The sequence below is a fragment of the Caballeronia choica genome (assembly GCF_001544535.1).
Classification (GTDB): Bacteria; Pseudomonadota; Gammaproteobacteria; order Burkholderiales; family Burkholderiaceae; genus Caballeronia; species Caballeronia choica.
Genome location: NZ_FCON02000008.1, coordinates 57,874 through 78,119, shown reverse-complemented (window position 1 = coordinate 78,119; position 20,246 = coordinate 57,874). Strand labels below are relative to the sequence as shown.

17 protein-coding genes are annotated in these 20,246 nt (G+C 62.7%); 14 read left to right on the top strand and 3 right to left on the bottom strand.

All coding sequences use genetic code 11. The features are described from left to right. Nucleotides 1-99 precede the first annotated feature (99 nt). The 6 genes from AWB68_RS05615 (at nt 100) to AWB68_RS05590 (ending at nt 8,728) form a co-directional block, all read left to right on the top strand. Entirely contained in the window at nt 100-627 is a 528-nt protein-coding gene (locus AWB68_RS05615; protein ID WP_087643361.1) for a single-stranded DNA-binding protein, read from the top strand. Between the two features lie 537 nt (nt 628-1,164). After that, nucleotides 1,165-1,812, top strand: coding sequence for a response regulator (locus tag AWB68_RS05610; protein WP_087643360.1), 648 nt, complete (start codon nt 1,165-1,167; stop codon nt 1,810-1,812). A 160-nt stretch (nt 1,813-1,972) separates the two neighbouring features. Beyond that, nucleotides 1,973-2,644, top strand: coding sequence for a response regulator (locus AWB68_RS05605; RefSeq protein ID WP_087643359.1), 672 nt, complete (start codon nt 1,973-1,975; stop codon nt 2,642-2,644). Between the two features lie 87 nt (nt 2,645-2,731). Further along, on the top strand, nt 2,732-3,376 hold the full coding sequence (locus tag AWB68_RS05600; protein ID WP_087643358.1) for a response regulator: 645 nt from the start codon (nt 2,732-2,734) through the stop codon (nt 3,374-3,376). 150 nt (nt 3,377-3,526) lie between these two features. Then, nucleotides 3,527-4,294: an MIP family channel protein gene (locus AWB68_RS05595; RefSeq protein WP_087643424.1), complete on the top strand. Its 768-nt coding sequence runs from the start codon at nt 3,527-3,529 to the stop codon at nt 4,292-4,294. Between the two features lie 24 nt (nt 4,295-4,318). Then, nucleotides 4,319-8,728 carry an ATP-binding protein gene (locus tag AWB68_RS05590; protein WP_087643423.1) on the top strand — a complete coding sequence of 1,470 codons (4,410 nt, stop codon included), beginning with the start codon at nt 4,319-4,321 and terminating at the stop codon, nt 8,726-8,728. 66 nt (nt 8,729-8,794) lie between these two features. On the opposite strand, the gene AWB68_RS05585 is transcribed toward AWB68_RS05590, so the two are convergent. Next, nucleotides 8,795-9,730, bottom strand: coding sequence for a LysR family transcriptional regulator (locus AWB68_RS05585; RefSeq protein WP_087643357.1), 936 nt, complete (start codon nt 9,728-9,730; stop codon nt 8,795-8,797). 456 nt (nt 9,731-10,186) lie between these two features. Between AWB68_RS05585 and AWB68_RS05580 the strand changes: the two genes are divergently transcribed. The 3 genes from AWB68_RS05580 (at nt 10,187) to AWB68_RS05570 (ending at nt 12,957) form a co-directional block, all read left to right on the top strand. Beyond that, on the top strand, nt 10,187-11,341 hold the full coding sequence (locus AWB68_RS05580) for a porin (protein ID WP_087643356.1): 1,155 nt from the start codon (nt 10,187-10,189) through the stop codon (nt 11,339-11,341). Between the two features lie 173 nt (nt 11,342-11,514). Further along, nucleotides 11,515-11,961, top strand: a complete 447-nt coding sequence (locus tag AWB68_RS05575) for a CHRD domain-containing protein (RefSeq protein WP_087643355.1) — start codon at nt 11,515-11,517, stop codon at nt 11,959-11,961. A 48-nt stretch (nt 11,962-12,009) separates the two neighbouring features. Continuing rightward, complete coding sequence (locus tag AWB68_RS05570; protein WP_087643354.1) at nt 12,010-12,957, top strand: alpha/beta hydrolase; 948 nt, start codon at nt 12,010-12,012, stop codon at nt 12,955-12,957. Here AWB68_RS05570 and AWB68_RS05565 read toward each other — a convergent pair. Then, a complete protein-coding gene (locus AWB68_RS05565; RefSeq protein WP_087643353.1) occupies nt 12,927-13,775 on the bottom strand; it encodes an EcsC family protein in 849 nt (282 codons plus the stop codon). The genes AWB68_RS05570 and AWB68_RS05565 overlap by 31 nt on opposite strands. Before the next feature lie 107 nt (nt 13,776-13,882). On the opposite strand from AWB68_RS05565, the gene AWB68_RS05560 reads away from it, so the two are divergent. Both AWB68_RS05560 and AWB68_RS05555 read left to right on the top strand, forming a co-directional pair. Continuing rightward, complete coding sequence (locus AWB68_RS05560) at nt 13,883-15,478, top strand: MDR family MFS transporter (RefSeq protein ID WP_087643352.1); 1,596 nt, start codon at nt 13,883-13,885, stop codon at nt 15,476-15,478. Nucleotides 15,479-15,495: 17 nt separating this feature from the next. Beyond that, on the top strand, nt 15,496-15,966 hold the full coding sequence (locus AWB68_RS05555; protein ID WP_087643351.1) for a MarR family winged helix-turn-helix transcriptional regulator: 471 nt from the start codon (nt 15,496-15,498) through the stop codon (nt 15,964-15,966). Here the strand turns inward: AWB68_RS05555 and AWB68_RS05550 are convergent. Continuing rightward, complete coding sequence (locus AWB68_RS05550) at nt 15,963-17,237, bottom strand: amino acid deaminase (RefSeq protein WP_087643350.1); 1,275 nt, start codon at nt 17,235-17,237, stop codon at nt 15,963-15,965. The two genes, AWB68_RS05555 and AWB68_RS05550, sit on opposite strands and share 4 nt — an antisense overlap. A gap of 131 nt (nt 17,238-17,368) precedes the next feature. Here AWB68_RS05550 and AWB68_RS05545 point away from each other — a divergent pair, with 131 nt between their 5' ends. From AWB68_RS05545 to AWB68_RS05535, 3 genes are read left to right on the top strand one after another with little or no spacing between them, the layout of a single operon-like run. Beyond that, a complete protein-coding gene (locus AWB68_RS05545) occupies nt 17,369-18,256 on the top strand; it encodes a MurR/RpiR family transcriptional regulator (RefSeq protein ID WP_087643349.1) in 888 nt (295 codons plus the stop codon). Between the two features lie 2 nt (nt 18,257-18,258). Then, nucleotides 18,259-19,761 carry an N-acyl-D-amino-acid deacylase family protein gene (locus AWB68_RS05540; RefSeq protein ID WP_087643348.1) on the top strand — a complete coding sequence of 501 codons (1,503 nt, stop codon included), beginning with the start codon at nt 18,259-18,261 and terminating at the stop codon, nt 19,759-19,761. Between the two features lie 33 nt (nt 19,762-19,794). Continuing rightward, entirely contained in the window at nt 19,795-20,181 is a 387-nt protein-coding gene (locus AWB68_RS05535) for a RidA family protein (RefSeq protein WP_087643347.1), read from the top strand. Nucleotides 20,182-20,246: the final 65 nt, after the last annotated feature.

Sequence of the window (20,246 nt, the reverse complement as noted above, 5' to 3'; positions counted from 1 at the left end):
ATTTCAGTCAATCGGATTCAGTCCGGGGCGCGGCGACGAGGGTTTTCCGGACATTGCGTCGCGTTTCGGCAGTAAAGCATCGAATCAACAGGAGAAATCATGGCATCCGTCAACAAGGTCATTCTCGTCGGAAACCTGGGCGCCGACCCGGAAACCCGCTACCTGCCGAGCGGCGACGCCGTGGCCAACATCCGTCTCGCGACGACCGATCGCTACAAGGACAAAACGTCCGGCGAAATGAAGGAACTCACGGAGTGGCATCGCGTGTCGTTCTTCGGGCGGCTTGCGGAGATCGTGAACGAGTATTTGAAGAAGGGATCGTCGGTGTATATCGAGGGCCGTATCCGTACGCGCAAGTGGACGGATCAGTCGGGACAGGAAAAGTATTCGACGGAGATCGTCGCCGACCAGATGCAGATGCTCGGCGGCCGCAGCGGTGCGGGCGGCGGCGGTGGCGGAGAGGAGGGTGGATATAGCCGTAGCGCGCCCGCGGAGCGCAGCGGCGCAGCACGCGCACCGGCGGGTGGCCGCAGCGCAGGGGGCGGCGGTGCGGGAGGCGGATCGACACGCCCGAGCGCGCCGGCCGGCGGCGGCTTCGACGAGATGGATGACGATATTCCGTTCTAAAGCTTTACGATTATTTAAAAGAAGCCCGCGACGTATCTGTCGCGGGCTTTTTTTTGATCGGGACTTGACGGGCTTTTGCGCTTTCCTAATTTTCATTCTCATGAATTTGAGAATTCTTTGAGAATCAGTCTTCATTGCTAGTTTCAAAGCTACGCTAAAACAAAAATGAATTTTTGACATTTATTGCCAGTTTCGTCTCCGATTTTCCAAGATCGCGGCTACGCAAGCCGAATAGTCATTTGCCTATAGGGCGCGCCTCTGGCGCCACCTATATTGGCGCCTTTCCGGCTAGACCTGCCGGAGAATATCAAAGGGAAATAGGACAAATCGTATGGAGAATGTATTTTCCACCGTCTACGCTCCTGAAAATAAGCGACAGACGGTTTCATTTGAAATATCGGTTTATCAGTATCCCGAATGACTTAAGCAGTATTTTTTGGCGGTACTGATGAAGCAGTTAAAGACGCAAATAAGCACGGAATATCGGCTGGAATTCAGATTCAAGCATAAACAAAATAAAAAATTCGGAGGGCCGCTTTGAAATTGCGTGTCGTTTTGGCTGACGATCACCCTTTTGTGTTATTGGGCATACGGGCGACGTTCAGCGCGGATGAGAGCCTGGAAATAGTGGGCGAGGCAGTCAATGCGAGCGCGCTGGTGGCCCTGCTCGAAACGACCCATTGCGATGTACTGGTCACGGATTTCGCGATGCCGGAGCAAGGCTCGCAGTCCGAGGACGGGCTGCGCCTGATCCGGCGCGTGTGCCGCGACTGGCCGCACATTCGAATCGTCGTGCTCACGAGCATGAGCAACGTGGCGATCCTGCGTTCCATCCTGAACGCCGGCGCAATGAGTCTGTTGAACAAGGTCGAGTCAATGGAAGAATTGGCGGCGGCCGTGCGATTCGCGGGCGTCGGGCGCCGGTATCTCAGCACGTCGATCGTCGCCGCACTGGCGGTCGCAGGCGCGGAGACCGATGCACTCGCAGACGGGCCGCGTCTTTCGCCGCGCGAAATCGAGGTCGTGCGCATGTTCGCGAGCGGCATGTCGATCACCGAGATCGCGCGCTCGCTTGACCGCGACGTGAGAACGATCAGTCGTCAGAAGCGCGACGCGATGAGCAAGCTCGGAGTGCGAAACGACCCCGGTTTGTTCGCGTTCGCGCGTGCGCACGGCTTGACCTGACCTCGAATGGAAAATATTACCGATTTTAGGACGCATCTTATATTGAAGAATGCGCCGATGACTGATGCTTGCGTGCGTTATTTCCAACGGCGTTCAAGCCTTCTGTTGCTATGGATTACTAAGGAAATCCAGAGAAACGCCCGGAAAAAGGAGCGGGTCAATGCATGCTTTCACTAAAAAGATTCGCCTGGCGGTAGCCGACGATCATCCACTGGTCATTCTCGCTATCGAGAAGCTGATCGCGAATATTGCGAACATCGAGATCGTGTGCCGGGCACAGGATTCAACTGAATTGGGCGAGGCGCTCGCGAAAGTCGAATGCGATGTCGTGATCATGGATTTTTTCATGCCCGGCGGAAAGCACGGTGACGGCATCGACCTGATCAAGCACATCGCGGGCAGGCATCCAAAGGCGGCGATCGTTGTTTTGTCGATGATGACGGACGCGGACTTGATCGCGCAGGCGCTTGAAGCGGGCGCCAATGCGGTCGTCAGCAAGCAGGACCGGCTTGAGCTGATTTATGTGGCCATCGTTACGGTGCTCGCGCAGGAGGACTATCTCGGGCCGTCGGTGCGCGCGCTTCTCGCCGATGCCAACGTCGCGAACCGCGTCGACCTGATCCGCAAGAAGCTGACGCGGCGCGAACTCGATGTCATCGCGCGCTATGCGCAGGGCGGCAATGTGACGGAAATCGCGAAGGAACTAGGTCGCAGCGTGAAGACGATCAGCGCGCAGAAATGTGCGGCCATGCGCAAGCTCGATTTATCGACGGATGCAGAACTGTATCGATTCGCGTTCGACAGCGGGTTGGTTCAGCCGCGCCGGGCGTGATACGTCGATTCGTTCGATCTACGCCCGGGCATAACCAAGGATCTCCGAAACGAGACCGCCGCCCCGGCGAAAAAATCAAAAAGAACGATGGATACAAAAATCAGAGTCATCGTTGCGGATGATCATCCGATAGTCCGCGAGGGAATCTGCGCATGCCTGCGACAGGACCGTCGAATCGACGTTGTCGCCACTGCAAGCGACGCGAATTCCCTTGCGACGCAAATCGCAGATATTCCCTGTGATTTCGTGCTCTCGGATATCGGCATGCAAGGCGTGAATGGCGAGAGCAATTCCATCGCATTTCTCAAGCGCCTGGTGAGGCAGGTGCCGCGGCCTTACATCGTCGCAGTGACGATGATCGCGCATCCGCAAATGGTCGCGGGCTTGTTTCATCTGGGCGTGGATGGAGTCGTCGATAAGCGGGATACGGCGCAGTCGCTGACCGAAGCGATTACTGCGATCACCGGCGGCAGGCGTTTCGCGTCGCCGCACGCGTGGGAAGTCTTGTCCGCCGTTCAAGACGGGGCCTCCGCCGGCGCGGGCACGCTGAGTGCCCGCGAGTGGGACGTCTTTCGACTGTATGCGAGCGGAATGACCATACCGGAGATTGCGCGCGAATTCGGGCGCAGTAGCAAGACCGTCGCCACACAGCGGCGTTGTGCGATGCGCAAGCTGGGCCTCCGCTCCGAGCTCGAACTGATCGCCTATTTGCAGCAGATCGGACTGGCATGAAACGCTGCTCTTCGGGATGTCCTGCGTCAAGACTCAGACCTATCTCGGACTCTTCTGATTTCAGGTGTGGATCATACGCGTCAGACTTGCATTTTCCGCGTATCTGATGTCTGCACCAACGCCTTCGGCATCCACAGTGGCACTGCCCTCATCCATGAAGCAAGGAGCAACGTGATTAGAAGATTGACTGCCGAATGCGCGGGAACCTTCTGGCTCGTTCTCATGGGATGCGGATGCAGCGTGTCGGCTGCGGGGTATTGGGCGGCCGAACCCGGTGTGCTCGGGCAGGCGCTCGTGTTCGGCCTCGCCGTCACCGTTGCCAATTACATCTTCCGTCCAATCTCCGGCGCTCATTTCAATCCCGCTGTCACAGTCGGCTTCGCCATCGCGAATCGCTTCCCCGTTCGCGATCTCGTGCCCTACATCCTGGCGCAGGTGACAGGCGCGATCGCAGGCGCCGCCTTGCTCTATGTCTTCGCTGGCGCGCGGTCCGGCTTTGACGTCTACGGCTCCGGTTTCGGCGTCAATGGATACGAAAGCCATTCGCCCGGTAACTATCCGCTGCACGCGGCGTTTCTTGCCGAAGCGGTGATGAGTTTCATTTTTGTCCTGGCGAATCTCACGATGGCGCGAAGCCGGCCATTTCGCCTGGCCGGTCCATTGATCGTCGGGTTGACACTGGCTTTGATTTACGCGGTGACGATCCCGATAACCGGTGCGTCGGTGAATCCGGCGCGATCCACGGGGCCGGCACTTATCGCCGGTGGATGGGCGCTCGATGAGTTGTGGCTTTTCTGGGCAGCGCCCCTCGCCGGCGGCGTGCTTGCCGGTCTGTCCTATCCGGTGCTCTTTGGCGGCGATGCGAGTTCCGGCTCGAGCACCGCCGAAAGGACACTCAACGACTCGCCGCTGCGATAGCGCGCATCGATGGTATCGGAGGCCATGCCAACCTTGAATCAGCTCTTCTCCACGTCACGGCTAACGCGTCTCTGGACCCGGCTTCTGCTTCTGTCGATCCTGCTCCCGGCGAGTCTCTTTGCGCATGCCGACCCGAGCCGCGCGGTCAATGCCGCCCGCCCGCTGAAGGACTACGCGGTCCTCACGGTCGGCGTGCTCGCCGCCGCGGCGGATCCGTCCGCAACGATCGCGCGCGGCGCGCCGTCCGGCATGAGCATCGACGTATTGCGCGAACTCACCGGGCCGAATGTCCGGTTCGACGCGCGCGCTTATTCCTCGATGGCCGAGATGATCGACGCGGCGTGCGCGGGCGACGTCGATATTCTGGCGAACGTGTCGCGTGCCGCGGACCGCGCTGGCTGCCTGACTTTCACCGTCCCGTATTCCTACGACCAGGCGATCCTGATTGCGCGAACTGCCGATTTCTCGACGATTTCGCGTGGCGGCATGCGGCAAGCAGTCGTGGCGATCGAAGAGGGCTACGCGCTGGAGCGGCTGATCCGTGAACGGTTTCCCGATGCAAAGATTCGCGCCTATCGTGACGGCCGGCAGGCGCTTCAGGCCGTTGCTCAGCGCACAGCCGACGTCTATCTCGGACTCGCGCCGGGCGCGAGTCGCTTGCTCGACGCTTTGGAATTCAGCACGCTCGGCGTCATACGAACCGACAACGGTGAACTGAACGAGTCGCGCTTCGCTGTTCCCGCCGGACGCGAGTCGTTGCGCAACGACCTGAACGAACGCCTGCTCAAGCTCGATTCGGATCGGTTGCGCAGTATTCGCTCTGAATCGAACGAGAAAGTCCATCCGGCTTTCGGTCCAACTCGTCCGTTCGTCATGAGCGCTCAGGAGCGGCACTATCTTGGGTCATTGCCGCCCGTCACCGTCGGCTTTGATGCCGCCTGGGCGCCGTTCAGCTACGTCGATTCGAATGGCCACGCGAGCGGAATCGGAGTGGCTTATCTCGCGTACCTGTCGAAGACGCTGGGCGTGACCTTCGACCGTCGCGGATATGCGGATCCGGCTGCCGTCGAGCGCGCGTTCGCTCGCGGCGATGTCGACATGATCCTCACCGCCGAGCGTAATCCCGCCAGACTTTACGGCGGCATTCCAACCCAGGCGCACGACCGCTATCCGCTTGTCATTGTCGGGCGGCACGGGCAGGCTGCCGTGAAAAACCTCGACGATTTGCCGCTGCAGCGGATCGCAGCGAGCGAACGACTCGCCACCGACGGCGAACTCGCGAACCTCGCGCCGCGAGCAAAGTTCGTCTTCGTGCGGAATCTGGACGCGGCGCTCGATCGTGTCGCGAACGGCGAAGCCGATGCCGCGGTGGGTGATCTCGCGGCCGTGGATCTGGCCCTGTCCTCGCGTTACGGCGATCAACTCAAAATACTCGGGCCGGCGGGCAAGTCGGAAAGCATCGGATTTGCATTGCGCCCCGAATCAGCCGCACTGGTGACGCTCGTCGACCGCGCCTTGAAGGCGATGCCCGAGGCCGAGAAGCAGAAGATCAACATCGCCCGGCAGGTGGCGCTCGCCGAGCCGCAACGCGGCTGGAGCGTCAATGCGCTGCGCCTTTTGCCCGCGCTGATCGCAATCGGCGTGGTGCTGGCCATCACGCTGCGCGCGTTCTTGCTCCTGCAGCGCGAGATGAGCCGGCGCATCGAAACCGAGGAGCGTCTCGCCACGCAACTGAGCTTTCAACGCACGATGATGGAGGTGGTGCCGTATCCGCTCGTCGCGAAGGACCTCGACAATCGGTATATCGCGGTCAATCGCGCGTTCGAGGAGGCGCTGGGGGTGCGGCGCGATCAAATCATCGGGCGCACGGCACTCGAAGTCATGCCGTGGGGCGCGGATCACAGCAAGCAGATGCATGAACTCGCGGCCCTGAGCATTGCGAGCGAGACACGCCAGCAAGTCGAACTGGAGTTTTGCGATCGCCACGGTCAGTCCCGTCATGGACTCTTCTGGACCGGCACGTTCACGGCTGCCGATGGCGCGATGGCGGGCATCGTCGGCACGATGATCGACATCACCGACATTCGCGACGCGGAAATGCGCGCGCGCGAAAACGAGCGCCGTCTGCACGACGTGACGCGCTCGCTGCCCGCCGTCGTGTTTCAGTTGCGTCGCACGTCCGACGGCACCTACAGCTTTCCGTACATCGGCGGCGATACGCGGCCGCTGTTCGGCGTCGACCTTTCGGCGCTCGGCGAGGATCAACTGGCGTGCCTGTCGCAGATTCATCACGAGGACAAGGGCACGCTTCGCGAAGTGATCGAACGCTCGGCGTCGACGCTGGACCCGGTCCACGCCGAATTCCGCTCGACCGTGGACGACGGCAACCGCTGGGTGCGTGCGGTTCTGGCGGCGCGCCGGGAGGATGACGGCGCCGTCGTGTGGAGTGGCTATTGGGTCGATGCGAGCGTCGAGCGCGCGCGGGCCGACGAGCTTGCACGGGCACGCGATATCGCGGAGGCCGCGTCGCGGGCCAAGGACGACTTTCTCGCCATGATGAGCCACGAAATACGTACGCCGATGAACGGCGTGCTGGGGCTTGTCGAAGTGTTCGAGAACACGCCGCTCAACCGGGACCAGGCGCAGATGCTTGGCATGATCCAGGATTCGGCGAGCGCGCTGCTGCAGATTCTCGACGACCTGCTCGACTATTCGAAGATCGAGGCCGGGCGACTGAACATCGAGTCGATGCCAATCGACCTGCGCGAGCTCGTCGACAACGCCGTCGGCTTGCTCGCGAGCCGTGCGCACGAAAAGGGCTTGAGGGTGCGCGTCGACGTCGCGCCCGAGGTGGCCGCGAGCGTGCGAGGCGACAGCGTCCGCTTGCGGCAGGTGCTGTTCAACCTGATGAGCAACGCGATCAAGTTCACGATGAAAGGGGAGGTCGCGATCTCCGTGCAGATGGCCGAGGATGGTAACGGCGGGCAGGTGATCGAACTGTGCGTGGAAGATACAGGCATCGGCATTGCCGCAGAAGCGCAGGCAAGTCTCTTCGAGCCGTTCGTGCAGGCGGAGACTTCGACCACCCGACGCTTCGGAGGAACCGGCCTCGGCCTGACGATCTGCCACAAGCTCGTCGAACTGATGGGCGGCACGCTTCATCTGCAAAGTGAAGTCGGCGTCGGCACGCGGATGACCGTGCGGCTTGCGATGCCGGTCGATACGGCGCAATACCAGATCGACGGCTTGCGCGGCAAGAACGGCATCATCGCGCTCGACGACATGCGCGTCGCTCGCGCGCTGGTCGACTATGGACGGGCGCTCGGTCTCGTGCTGCGCGTGCTGCCAGCCCGCGACGAAGCATTAAAGCGTGCGCAGACGTTCGACGGCGTCGACCTCGTGTTCCTGAGCGACGCGCATAAGGATTCCCTGCCGGTGAAATCGCGCGTCATCCACGTCACGGAAAAGCCGAAGCCAACGGGCTATCGCATTCTCGACGACGACATCCGCGTGAGCGTGAATCCGATCTCCTGGCGCGGTCTCGGCGCCGCGTGCGTGGCCGCGCTGACCGGGCTGCCGCAGATCGTCTCGCGCGCGACCGGCGGCGTCGGGGCGAACATGCAGGCGCCGGATCGCGACCGGGCGTTGAAGAGCGGCAGGCTCGTGCTCGTCGCCGAGGATCATCCGGTGAATCAGGAACTGATCCGGCATCAACTTTCGCTGCTCGGCTTCGCTTGCGATGTCGCGCACGATGGCGTGGAGGCGCTCGCCGCGCTCAGGAACACGCGCTACGGCTTCCTGATCACCGACTGTCATATGCCGAACATGACAGGCTACGAGCTTGCGCGGCGTGTTCGGGCGAGCGAACTCGGCACGGCAAGGCGCCTTCCGATCCTCGGCGTCACCGCGAGCACCGCGCCGGAAGAACTCAGGATGTGTCGCGAGGCGGGCATGGACGACTGCCTCATCAAGCCGACCCGGCTCGCAACCCTGCGCGATCACTTGAACCGCTGGCGTGTGTCGGACGGCCCGGTGCCGCCGGTCGAGGCGAACGTGCAGCAGGTGCCGGTGGTTTCGGTCGCGCCGAAGTCCGATGACGACCTCGACCTGACGTATATGACTCAGCTTTGGGGCAGCGAGTCGACGGTGAAGGCCCTTCTGGATTCGTTCGTATCCTCATTCCGCGACGACCTCGCAGCGTTGAAGCCGTTGCTTGACAACGGCTCGGTCGAGCATCTACGCGAATGGCATCATCGCGTGTTCGGTGCTGCGAGCGTCCTGCAATACCGGCCGCTGCTCGCGGCACTCGACGCGTTCAGAAGTGATCTCCGCGACAAGACTCGGGCGCGGGTGCGCCAGGATGGCGTCGCGTTGATTGCCCGCTGTGAGATTCTGCTCGAACGCATCGAGGGACAGTGCGCCGCGATAGCCTAGCGAAATAGTCCAACAGACGTGTTGACTGAACGCGGCCTCCGGGCCGCGTTTGCTTTTTTGCGCCGATCAACCCGCCACAACGGACTGAAACTGCGTTGGCGCCGCGTCGCTGCGGAAGTACGCGAGCGTGAAGTCGACGAACGAGCGTGTCTTGGCCGACACATGCCGGCGCCCCGGATACACGAGCGACACTTCCTTGTCCGCATGCTTCACCGCGAAGCCCGGCAGAAGACGCACCAGCGCGCCGCTTTCGATGTCGCGCGCGACATGGCTTTCGGGCAGCACGGTGATACCCATTCCGGACATGGCCGCCTGACGCAGCATCTGCGAGTTGTTCACCGTGTATGCCGGGTCCAGCGACACGTCTTCATCGACGCCCGATGGGCCCGTGAACGACCACGTCGATCCATGAATATCCGACGACGGCGCAAGAAACGTGTGCTTCGCGAGGCTGGCGGGACGCGCCGGCGTGCCGTGCGTCGCAAGATAGACCGGCGCGGCGACGACCACCGGCGTCACCTTGAACAACGGGCGATTGATCAGCGTGCCGCTGTTGACGAGGCGCGGCACGACGATGCCGACATCGAAGCCTTCGTCGACGAGATCCACTGGCCGGTGCAGCAACGTCAGCCGAAGCTTCACGTTGGGAAAGCTGTCGCGATACGCGCTCAGGAGCGGCGTGAGTCCATGCAGCGAAAACGACGCGGAGGCGACGAGCCTGAGCGTGCCGGACGGATCGGTGGAACTGCTCGAAATGGCGGCCTCGATCTCGTCGACCTGATCGAGCACCGCCTTGCAGCCGAGCGCGTAGGTGTGCCCGGCCTCGGTCAGCGAGACACTGCGCGTGGTGCGGTTCAACAGGCGCGTGTTGAGGTGGGTTTCGAGCAGCGCAACATAACGCGTGACGACTGCATTCGACAATTCGAGGCCCGCTGCAGCCCGCCCGAACGAGCCGGCTTCGGCAACCTTCAGGAAAACGCGCATGGCTTGTAGGTGATTCATGGTCCTGCCCGGTGAGATGCGCGCTGGCGGGAAGGGCGCGACGGATTGAGGGCGACGCACAAGGAAAGCGCGGCGCCGGTCTCGCGCGCGATGGTATGACGGTGTGCGGCTAAGTTAAATACGAATAGTCCGAAGTTGTGCCGTTGTCTCTATCCGGACACTGTCGCATGTGCGCAACTCCGGTAATTATTTCGGATTACGGATGTTATTTCGAGATAGACGTAAGCCTATGGGAAGTCAGTGTTTCCCCGTATCAAAATTGGATTTTTCGACTTATTCGAAATGATTATTGTGCTTCCTTTGGTGGTTGCCCTAAACGGCCGCGCCATAAACTTTGGGCTGCCGAATAACGGTGTCCGGACAAACCGGAGGCGCGGTGCTCAGAGCCTTGACGAAGAGCAGCAGCGCCGCGTTTAGCAACCAATCGAGTCGCGAGACTCATTCAAAGGATCACACATGAAAAAGACTCTGATTGTGGCGGCCGTATCCGCTTCTTTCGCGACTGCCGCGAGTGCGCAGAGCAGCGTGACGCTGTACGGGATTGTCGATGCTGGGTTCACCTATGTGAACAACGTGCAGAATACTGGCCCGGGTCCGGATCGCCAGGTTTCCAACTTCGACATGTCGAGCGGTAACCTGCAAGGCAGCCGTTGGGGTCTGCGTGGTCAGGAAGACCTCGGCGGCGGCATGAAGGCTATCTTCGCGTTGGAGAACGGCTTCGACATTACCAATGGCCGCGCCGGTCAAGACGGCCGTCAGTTTGGCCGTCAGGCTTACGTCGGTTTGACGACCAACGGTTTCGGCACGGTGACGCTCGGCCGTCAGTACGACTCCGTCGTGGACTACCTCGGCCCGTTGACGGCTAACGGCAGCTGGGGCGGCACGTTCTTCTCGCATCCGTACGACAACGACAACACGGACAACTCGTTCCGTATCAACAACTCGATCAAGTACCAGAGCGCGAACTACGGCGGCTTCTCGTTCGGTGGTCTGTATGGTTTCTCGAACAACTCGGAAGCCTTCGCGACCAACCGTGCGTATAGCGCCGGCATGCAGTACGCGAACGGCCCGCTCAAGGTTGCCGCAGCCTACCTGCAGACGCAGGGCGCGAACGGCAACGCGGGCGGTGCAATCACCGAAGCGAACGCTGCGAACCTCGGGTCGGGTAACGGTAACATCGGCGCGGCAGGCACGATCAGCACGAAGCGTCAGCGCACGTACGGCGTAGGCGCGAGCTACTCGGCCGGCGCACTGACGTTCGGCGGCGTGTGGACGCAAAGCCGTTTCGACGATGTCCTGGCTTCGGATGCCGATGCCAACTTCAACAACTACGAGTTGAACGCGCGCTACAACCTCACGCCGGCTCTCGCGCTGGGCGGCGAATACACGTACACCAGCGCGAACCTGCACGGCTTTGGTCAGTCCGAGAAAGTCAACTACCACCAGGTGGGCCTGCAGGCCGACTACCTGCTGTCGAAGCGCACGGACATCTACGCGGAAGGCGTGTATCAGAAAGCGACGGACAAGGGCCGTGCGAACATCTATGGCGTGAATTCGTCTGCGAGCGGCAACCAGGTCGTCGTGTCGACGGGTATCCGTCACCGCTTCTAAAGCGGCTTGATCTGTAAGCAGTAAGCGAAAGGGCACCGCGAGGTGCCCTTTCGCATTGCATCGTGCGTAGTCAACTCGCTAACCAGAACGATCTCGCCCCAAATGCACTACCATGGACCGGAAGACCAGCGACAGACAGACACACACGCGCCATCCGGCACCAGGAGAGCAAGATGACATCAATAATCAGACCACGCATCGCCTTGGCGACTGCGCTGCTCCTTTCTGCGTTGACAACCACCGCATCCTTCGCCGATACGGTCGACCTGAAGGCCAATCTGCAGCCGTCGAGCGAAGTGCCGCCTCGCGTGAGCAAGGGCCACGGCGTCCTCGATGCGCAATTCGACACATCGACCAAGATGCTGACCTGGACCGCGACGTACGATGAGCTTTCAGGCCCGGTCACGATGGCGCACTTCCACGGACCCGCGCCGGTCGGACAAAACGCGAAGGTGCAGGTGCCTGTCGACAAAAGCGTGCTCGCGAGTCCGATGAAAGGAAAAGCCACGTTGACCGATCAACAGATCACCGATCTGATGGCTGGCCAGTGGTACTTCAACATCCACACGGCTGAGAATCCATCTGGCGAGATTCGCGGACAGGTCATGCCGGCGAACTGAACTCATGTCGTATCGCCCGACTGCGCCACGACACCTTGGAATTCCACAATGAGTTGGCAAAGCGCGCTGGCTTGCTGGATCGTGCGTCGCCGGTTGCGGCCCGAGACCGCGAAGCCCGTGATCGATGTTGCACGTGCGCGGGCGTACGCGGCACGACGCGTCTGGACGCCGAAGCTGCCGGCCGGCTGGCACCTGACCGAACGCAACGACGCAAACGACTTTCCCCTGCGAGGCGAATGGCTCACCGCCGACGCCGAGCCGCGACAAACCACGATCCTCTACTTCCACGGCGGCGGCTATTACTTTTGCTCGCCGCGCAGTCACCGGTCGGTGGTCTTTGCGCTCGCTACGCAAGCGAACGCGCGCACCTTCTCCCTCGACTATCGGCTGGCGCCGGAGCACCGCTTTCCGTGCGCGCTCGACGACGCCGTCTCCGCCTACCGTCGCTTGCTTGCCGACGGCGTTCCCGCGCAGTCGATCGCCATCGCTGGCGATTCCGCCGGCGGCGGTCTCGCGCTCGCGACGCTGCTTGCGTTGCGCGACGGCTCCTACCCGCTGCCAGCGTGCGCCGTTCTGTTTTCACCGTGGACGGACCTGGCGTCGACGGGCGGATCGCTCGTGACGAACGACGGCCGCGACCCGATGTTCCACGGCGCGGCGCTCGCGCGCGCGGCGAAGGTGTACCTGGGCGACGCGGACCCGACGAATCCCTACGCGTCGCCGCTCTATGGCCGCTTCGACGATTTGCCGCCGCTCCTGATCCAGGTGGGCGACACGGAAGTCTTGCTCGACGACGCCACACGCGTCGCGGAAAAAGCGCGTGCGGCCGGCGTGATCGTCGACTTCGAGATCTGGCCGAACGTGCCGCACGGCTTCCAGTTGTTCGCGCCGTTCATGCCGGAGGCGAACCGTGCGGTGGCCCGCGCCGCCGATTTCATCCGCGGCGCGACGGCGAACGCGACGGCTCAGCGGCTGCCGGAAATCTCGATCGTCTGATACGCGCGCTCGATCGCCAACTGGCCGTATTGCCGTTCCAGCCGTCGCACGGTGAAATGGCCGTGGGCCATTTGCTGGAAGTGGTCGATGAACACGGTGTTGACCATCGCGCCGAGCACCGCGCCGATGGCCGGAATCGACTTGGCCGCGACCTGTTCGCTGACCTGCACCGAGAATCGCGACGCCACCGTATGCAGGAACTTGATGAGCGCCGTCGATCCGTGGCTGCTCAAGCCCTTCGCGGCGATCTCGTTGGTCGCGCGCGACACCGACTGCGCCAGCGCGCCGCGCACGATGAAATAGCCGATGTCGGCGGCGTCGTCGCTTTTGGTCGGGCCGCCCATGCCGAGCACCATCATGCATTGCAATTGCGTGTCGATGCGGTGGATGTCCTCGCCCTCGCTGCGGGCGATGTCGCAGATCGAGCGGAACATCAGCGTGGTCGTGACGGGCAATTCGACCGGCAGCGCGAACAGGCCGAACGCGCCGCCCGCGGCGCCGGTCGTCGCGACCGCGAGTTTGTGCATCAGGTTGTGCGGCTTGTCGGGCGGCGGCGCCATCAGCGAGTCGTGCGGCCCCGTCTTGCCGAGCGTGCGCAGCGCCAACTGGAGGCATTTCTTCAGCGCGACCTGCGTGGCCTCGTCGATCTTTTCCTGCGCGACGTTCGGCATCTTCGCCATCAGCTTTTCGATCGGCGCGCCGACGACACCCGCCAGCTTCATCGTCAGCGACGGACTTTCGAGCGCTTCCTTCGCGTGGCGAAGCGCTTCGAGATCATCGGTGGAAAGGGGCGTGGTGACGATTGGCGTGGGTTCCATTTTGGCGTCTTGAAAAACGTGAAAGAGTGGATTGGTGAACAGATTAGCGCCTTTTCACATGCTAAAATTCAATTTCCGTTGACTTGTCAATCATTGCGGTAGCAAAAATGGCCGTTCATACAGCCGCGCAGCACTCCAGCTCCCAGGTCCTTCCGTTCCGCGAATCGCTGATGGCGATGCTCGGCATATCGTTTGTGACGATGCTGGTCGCGCTCGACCAGACTGTCGTCGGCACGGCGCTGCCGACCATCGTCGCCGAACTCAAGGGCTTCGACCTCTACGCGTGGGTCGCCACCTCGTATCTGCTGACCTCCGTCATCACCGTACCCATTTTCGGCCGCCTTGGCGATTACTACGGACGCAAACCGTTCGTGATTGCATCGATCGTCGTGTTCACGGTGGCGTCGGCGCTGTGCGGCCTCGCCAACAGCATGATGTTCCTCGTGCTCGCGCGCGGGTTGCAGGGCATCGGCGGCGGGATGCTCGTCGGCACCGCGTTCGCCTGCATCGCCGACCTGTTCCCCGACAACGTCGTGCGCCTGCGCTGGCAGGTCCTGATCAGTTCGGCGTTCGGCATCGCGAACGCGGTCGGGCCGTCGCTCGGCGGGTTTCTCACCCAGTATTACGGCTGGCGGTCGGTGTTCTATGTGAATCTGCCGGTCGGCGCATTGTCGCTGTTCTTCGTCTGGCGCTTCCTGCCGCATCTTCGGCACGTCGCGCATGAAGGCAAGATGCGGCTCGACTGGCCCGGCGCCGCACTGATCGCGGTTGCGCTCGGTTCGCTGCAGATGTTCGTCGAGACCGTGCCAAAGCAAGGCCTGAACGCCGAGACGATCACGCTGATCGTCGCGAGCATCGCGAGTTCGGTCGCGCTGTGGGTGTGGGAAAAACGCTGCGATTACGCGATTCTTCCTATCGACATGTTCCGCAACAAGAGTCTCGCCGCGCTCTTCACGCTCGCGATTCTTGGCGGCTTCACGATGTTTTCGCTGCTTTTCTACGCGCCGCTTCTGTTCCAGGGCGGTTTCGGCATGTCGCCGAAGGACGCCGGGCTGATGATCACGCCGCTCGTGGTGTTCATCACGATCGGCAGTATCGCGAACGGGCGCATCGTCACGCGGGTGAAGAATCCGAATGCGATGCTCTACGTCGGCTTTGCGCTGCTCGTGCTGGCGTGCCTTGGCGTCGTGATCGCCACGCGCGCGATGCCGCGTCCCGTGCTGATGACGTTCATGCTGATCGGCGGACTCGGACTCGGCTTCGTGATGCCGAACCTGACGGTTTTCGCGCAGCAGACGGCGGGCCGCCAGCATCTCGGTATCGCGACGGCGCTGCTGCAATCGCTGCGCATGATCGGCGGGATGATCGGCACGGCGCTGACCGGCACGCTCGTCACGCACCTTTACGCGAGCGGCGTTCAGCTCGCGCTGGAGAAGGACCACGCGACCCACTGGTTCGCCGATCTCTCGGATCCGCAAATCCTGATCAATCGCGAAGCGCAGGGCACGCTGCTGTCGCAACTCGGAGCGGCCGGGCACAACGGCGCGCTGCTGCTGGAAGCGGCCCGCGAGGCGCTCGTCGCCGCGATTCACATCGGGCTTGCGCTGGCCGCGGTCGTCGCGGTGATCGCGCTGTGGCAGTCGCGGCGCGTGCCGCCGGTTCGCCTCAAAGGCCACGTCGAACCGACGATCATGGCCGAATGAATCGCAGGGAAGAGAGCATGGAAGAACAGGACCGCATCGCCGTCGTGCAGCAGTTCGGGCGCACGTACCGGGCGTTCATGTCGGCGTTCGAAACGCAGGTCGGGCAGCCGATGCCGCGCTGGCGCATTCTGCTCGCGCTGCACGAGCACGCGGGCGAGTTGTCGCAGAAGAAGCTGGTCGAGCGCCTGCGTGTCGATCCGGGCGCGCTCACGCGCCAGTTGAAGGCGCTCGAGGCGCTCGGGTGGATCGCGCGCAGCGTCGATCCGCGCGACAACCGGATTTCCAACGTGGTGTTGACGGAGCAAGGCCGCGCAGCCACCGAAGCCGGCCTGCCGCGCAGGAACGCGTTCCTGCACGACACGATGGCCTCGCTCCCGGACGATGCGATCGCGGCGTTGTCCGGCGCGCTGCGGATGCTGGAGCAGCGCATCCAGGACGTGACGGCGTCGAGCGCCGCCGCCAACGCCACCCCGAACGACGACGTCTAGAAGAACGTCTCGATCACTTCCGTCACGCGGAACTTCGGATCGACGACCAGCACCTGACGCCATTTGTCGAAGGTCAGGCACGGATGGGAGATGTCGAACGCGATCATGTCGCCGACCTTCACATCGTCGCCCGGCTTGATCCGCAGATACGCATGCTGGTCCATCAGGCCGAAGATTTCCCAGCCGTCGGCGGCGGAGACGTCGCGCGGTGCCTCCGTGCCCGGCCGATAGTGCCGCGCCGGCTCAGGCATGCCGGCATCGAACGCGGAATCGCGCTTGCCCAGGCCGATGATCGCGCGATCCGGCTCCGGAATCGACTGCACATACGCCCACAATTGCAGCGCCGGCTTCAGTCCTTGCCCCATTTTCTTCGCGATCGGATTGCGCGCGAAAATCTCGTTCTGCGCCTTCTTGTAGATGCCGACGTCGTGCGTCAGATAGCAACCCGGGCGCAGCACGACTTCGATCACGTCGCTGTTCGCCTTCGCGAATTCGTCGGCGACCACGTCGTACCATGCCGAGCCCGCGCCTGACAGAATCGCCGGCTTGCGCGTGATCTTCCCTTCGGTCACGAGCGCGCGCGTGATCGCCACCGCGCTTTGCAGGAATTCGCGCACCTTCGATTCGTCCTGCAACACGCCTTCGTACAACTCCACGCCCGCCAGATGAATCGTGCCCGGCCAGCGGGCGATCGCCGCGAGAACGGCTTCGCGTTGCGCGTCGTCGCGCACGCCGGTGCGCCCGCCCGGCACGCCGAGTTCGATCAGCACGTTCAACTGCTTCTTGACGTCACTGAAGAACGCGCCGAGCAGATCGACGCCATCCGCTGAATCGACCAGGCAGAAGAACTCGAAATTCGGATCGGTCAGCAGTTCCGCGATCATGCCCATGTTGCGCTTGCCGACCAGCTGGTTGGCGAGCAGCACGCGATGCACGCCGCCGCGATACGCCGCGCGCACCTGATGCGCGGTCGCGAGCGTAATGCCCCACGCGCCGGCTTCGAGCTGGCGGCGGAACAACTGCGGCGCCATCGTCGTCTTGCCGTGCGGCGCGAGCTTCACGCCGTATTCCGCGACGAACGCCTGCATCCACTTCAGGTTGTACTCGATGCGGTCGGCGTACAGCACGGCGGCCGGCAGGCTCACGTCCTCGTCGAGCAGATTCCATTCGAGACGCCCCGCGTCACCAAGCTGGATGCCCGTGCCCGGGACCATGCCGAGACCCTTGCCGAACGGGTCGATTGCCGCGCTTTGATAGTTTGTAACTTTCATGTCCTGCACTCCATCGTTCGTTTAAATAGAGTTCTGTCGATACTTAACTGGCGCCAAGGTTGACGACCACATGGTACCGAAAGTACGATGCGTGATAAATTGTTATTTAGTACCAAGCCGTAGAAACCCCAATGAACGCGTCCATCGAACCGCTCGGTTTCGACATCGTCGCCCGGATTGCCGAGCGCGCGCCCGACCTGCGCTCGGCCGAACGCAAGGTGGCGGCGCTGATTCTCGACGATCTCACCGGCGCGTCGCGCGCGAGCATCGGCGCGCTCGCGGAGAAGGCGGAAGTGAGCATCGCGACCGTGACGCGGTTCGCGAAGGCGGTCGGCTGCGACGACGTGCGCGAACTGAAGTTGCGGCTCGCGCAGGCGGCGGCGGTCGGCCAGCGTTTCCTGAAGCGCGAACCCGACGACCTGCCTGACTCGCTCGCCACCCGCATCTTCGAGGAAGTGCAGACGACGCTCGCCCACAACCAGGGCGCGCTGCGTTCGGCGCCGATCGAAGCGGCGGCCGATGCGCTCGGGCAAGCCTCGATGATCTACGTGTTCGGCATGGGCGGCGGTTCCACCGCGCTTTCCGACGAGATGCGCTTCAGGCTCGTGCGGCTGGGGCGGCCGGTGGCGTCGTACCAGGACGGCTTGCTGCAGCGCATGGTGGCGGCGACGCTTTCCAGGGAGCACGTCGTGGTCGCGCTTTCGGTGACCGGCCAGACGCCGGAGATGGTCGAAAGCTGCCGTCTCGCGCGTGAATACGGCGCCCGCGTGATCGCGCTGACGGCGCCTGCGTCACCGCTCGCGCAACTCGCCGACTGGCTGATCCCGATCATCGCGATCGAAACCGATTTCATCTACAAACCGTCGTCATCGCGTTACGCGATGATGATGGCGCTCGACCTGCTCGTCACCGAACTCGCCGTCAAGCAGGCGAGCCACAGCCGCGAACTGCTGCGCCGCATGAAACACGCACTCGATGCGCATCGGGGCGGCGGCGAGCGTCAACCCCTGGGAGACTGAACATGGATTCGCAACCGCAAACCGGCACGGAAGCGGCCGATACGCTGATCGTCGGCGCGCGCCTGATCGACGGGACCGGCGCGCCGGCGGTCGATCGCGACGTCGCCATCCGCGACGGCCGGATCGTCGCGATCACGCCGCCGGGCGGCCTTGCCGGCTGGACCGCCGACGCAATCGTCGAAGCAGCAGGACGCGTGCTCGCGCCGGGTTTCATCGACGTCCACACGCACGACGACACCCACGTGATCCGCTCGCCGCAGATGCTGCCGAAGCTGACGCAAGGCGTGACGACGGTGATCGTCGGCAATTGCGGCATCAGCGTGTCGCCGGTGACGCTCAATGGCGAGCCGCCCGACCCGATGAACCTGCTCGGCGATGCCGGTGCGTTCCTCTATCCGACGTTCGCCTCTTATGTCGAAGCGGTCAACGAGGTGCGGCCGGCGGTGAACGTCGGCGCGCTGATCGGGCATACCGCGTTGCGGAATAATCATATGGATCGGCTGGACCGCGCGGCGACGCCATCGGAAGTCGAAGGCATGCGCGCGCAACTCGAGGAAGCGCTCGATAACGGCGCGCTCGGCTTGAGCAGCGGACTCGCCTACGGGTCCGCGTTCAGCGCGCCGCCGGAAGAGGTGAAGGCGCTGGCCGAGCCGTTGTCGAAGGCGGGCGCGCTCTATACGACCCACATGCGCACCGAATTCGACGCGATCCTCGAAGCGATGGACGAGGCGTATCAGGTCGGCCGCCATGCGCGCGTGCCGGTCGTGATTTCGCATCTGAAGTGCGCGGGGCCGTCGAACTGGGGACGCAGCGTCGAGGTGCTGAAGTCGCTGGACCAAACGCGCGATGGACAGCCGGTCGGCTGCGACTGCTATCCGTACAACCGCAGTTCGTCGACGCTCGACCTGAAGCAAGTGACCGGCGACATCGACATCACGATCACGTGGTCGGAGCCGCATCCCGAGATGGCGGGCAAGCTGATCAGGGAGGTCGCGGCCGAGTGGGGCGTGAGCCAGCAGGAAGCGGGCAAGCGCCTGCAGCCGGCGGGCGCGGTGTATCACAACATGTCGGAGGACGACGTGCGGCGCATTCTCTCGCATCCCGCGACGATGGTCGGCTCGGACGGCTTGCCGAACGATCCGCTGCCGCATCCGCGCTTGTGGGGCGCTTTTCCGCGCGTGCTCGGGCATTACGCACGCGATACGGCGCTGATTTCGCTGGAGGAAGCAGTGCGCAAGATGACGAGCTTGTCGGCGCGGCGCTTCGGTCTGGCGGAGCGCGGCGAGGTGAAGGTGGGCTATCACGCGGACCTGGTGCTGTTCGACGCGGAAAAAGTCCGCGACACAGCAACGTTCGACGACCCGCAGCAGCCGGCGGATGGCATCGATGCCGTGTGGGTGAACGGGGTTTTGACGTACAGCGAGCGGGCGGTGACCGGCGAGCGTGCGGGGCAATTCGTGGCGCGCGGTTCGGCATCCAGACTGGATGCGGACGGCGCTTTTTGAGTTTCGAGTTTTCAGCTTTAAAGGAGTTTAGCGATGAAGCGATATGGTGTGGAAGGCGGGAAAGGTCAGGGCGGCGCGCATATGCCGTTTGCACGGGCGGTCGAAGCGGATGGATGGCTGTTCGTTTCGGGCCAGACGCCGATGGAAAATGGCGAAGTGATCAATGGCGGGATTGTCGAGCAATCGCACAAGTGCATTCAGAATGTCTTCGCGATTTTGAAGGAAGCGGGGTATGGCGCGGAGCATGTGGTTCGGTGCGGCGTCTGGCTGGATGATCCGCGGGATTTCGCTTCGTTTAACAAGGTGTTCAAGGAGTATTTCGGAGAAAATCCGCCGGCGCGCGCTTGCGTGGTTTCTTCGATGGTGATTGATTGCAAGGTCGAGGTGGATTGCGTGGCTTATAAGAAGGCGGGCGGCTGACGTTTGCTGCCTTGTCTGGCATTATCAGCATTACCCGGAGCCGGGTAATGCTGATATAGAGTCCA

What these genes read in the sequence shown, in the direction of transcription:
- AWB68_RS05615 (WP_087643361.1), top strand. Translation starts at nt 100, where the DNA reads ATGGCATCCGTCAACAAGGTCATTCTCGTCGGAAACCTGGGCGCCGAC.
- AWB68_RS05605 (WP_087643359.1), top strand. Translation starts at nt 1,973, where the DNA reads ATGCATGCTTTCACTAAAAAGATTCGCCTGGCGGTAGCCGACGATCAT.
- AWB68_RS05600 (WP_087643358.1), top strand. Translation starts at nt 2,732, where the DNA reads ATGGATACAAAAATCAGAGTCATCGTTGCGGATGATCATCCGATAGTC.
- AWB68_RS05590 (WP_087643423.1), top strand. Translation starts at nt 4,319, where the DNA reads ATGCCAACCTTGAATCAGCTCTTCTCCACGTCACGGCTAACGCGTCTC.
- AWB68_RS05585 (WP_087643357.1), bottom strand. Translation starts at nt 9,730, where the DNA reads ATGAATCACCTACAAGCCATGCGCGTTTTCCTGAAGGTTGCCGAAGCC.
- AWB68_RS05580 (WP_087643356.1), top strand. Translation starts at nt 10,187, where the DNA reads ATGAAAAAGACTCTGATTGTGGCGGCCGTATCCGCTTCTTTCGCGACT.
- AWB68_RS05575 (WP_087643355.1), top strand. Translation starts at nt 11,515, where the DNA reads ATGACATCAATAATCAGACCACGCATCGCCTTGGCGACTGCGCTGCTC.
- AWB68_RS05570 (WP_087643354.1), top strand. Translation starts at nt 12,010, where the DNA reads ATGAGTTGGCAAAGCGCGCTGGCTTGCTGGATCGTGCGTCGCCGGTTG.
- AWB68_RS05565 (WP_087643353.1), bottom strand. Translation starts at nt 13,775, where the DNA reads ATGGAACCCACGCCAATCGTCACCACGCCCCTTTCCACCGATGATCTC.
- AWB68_RS05560 (WP_087643352.1), top strand. Translation starts at nt 13,883, where the DNA reads ATGGCCGTTCATACAGCCGCGCAGCACTCCAGCTCCCAGGTCCTTCCG.
- AWB68_RS05555 (WP_087643351.1), top strand. Translation starts at nt 15,496, where the DNA reads ATGGAAGAACAGGACCGCATCGCCGTCGTGCAGCAGTTCGGGCGCACG.
- AWB68_RS05550 (WP_087643350.1), bottom strand. Translation starts at nt 17,237, where the DNA reads ATGAAAGTTACAAACTATCAAAGCGCGGCAATCGACCCGTTCGGCAAG.
- AWB68_RS05545 (WP_087643349.1), top strand. Translation starts at nt 17,369, where the DNA reads ATGAACGCGTCCATCGAACCGCTCGGTTTCGACATCGTCGCCCGGATT.
- AWB68_RS05540 (WP_087643348.1), top strand. Translation starts at nt 18,259, where the DNA reads ATGGATTCGCAACCGCAAACCGGCACGGAAGCGGCCGATACGCTGATC.
- AWB68_RS05535 (WP_087643347.1), top strand. Translation starts at nt 19,795, where the DNA reads ATGAAGCGATATGGTGTGGAAGGCGGGAAAGGTCAGGGCGGCGCGCAT.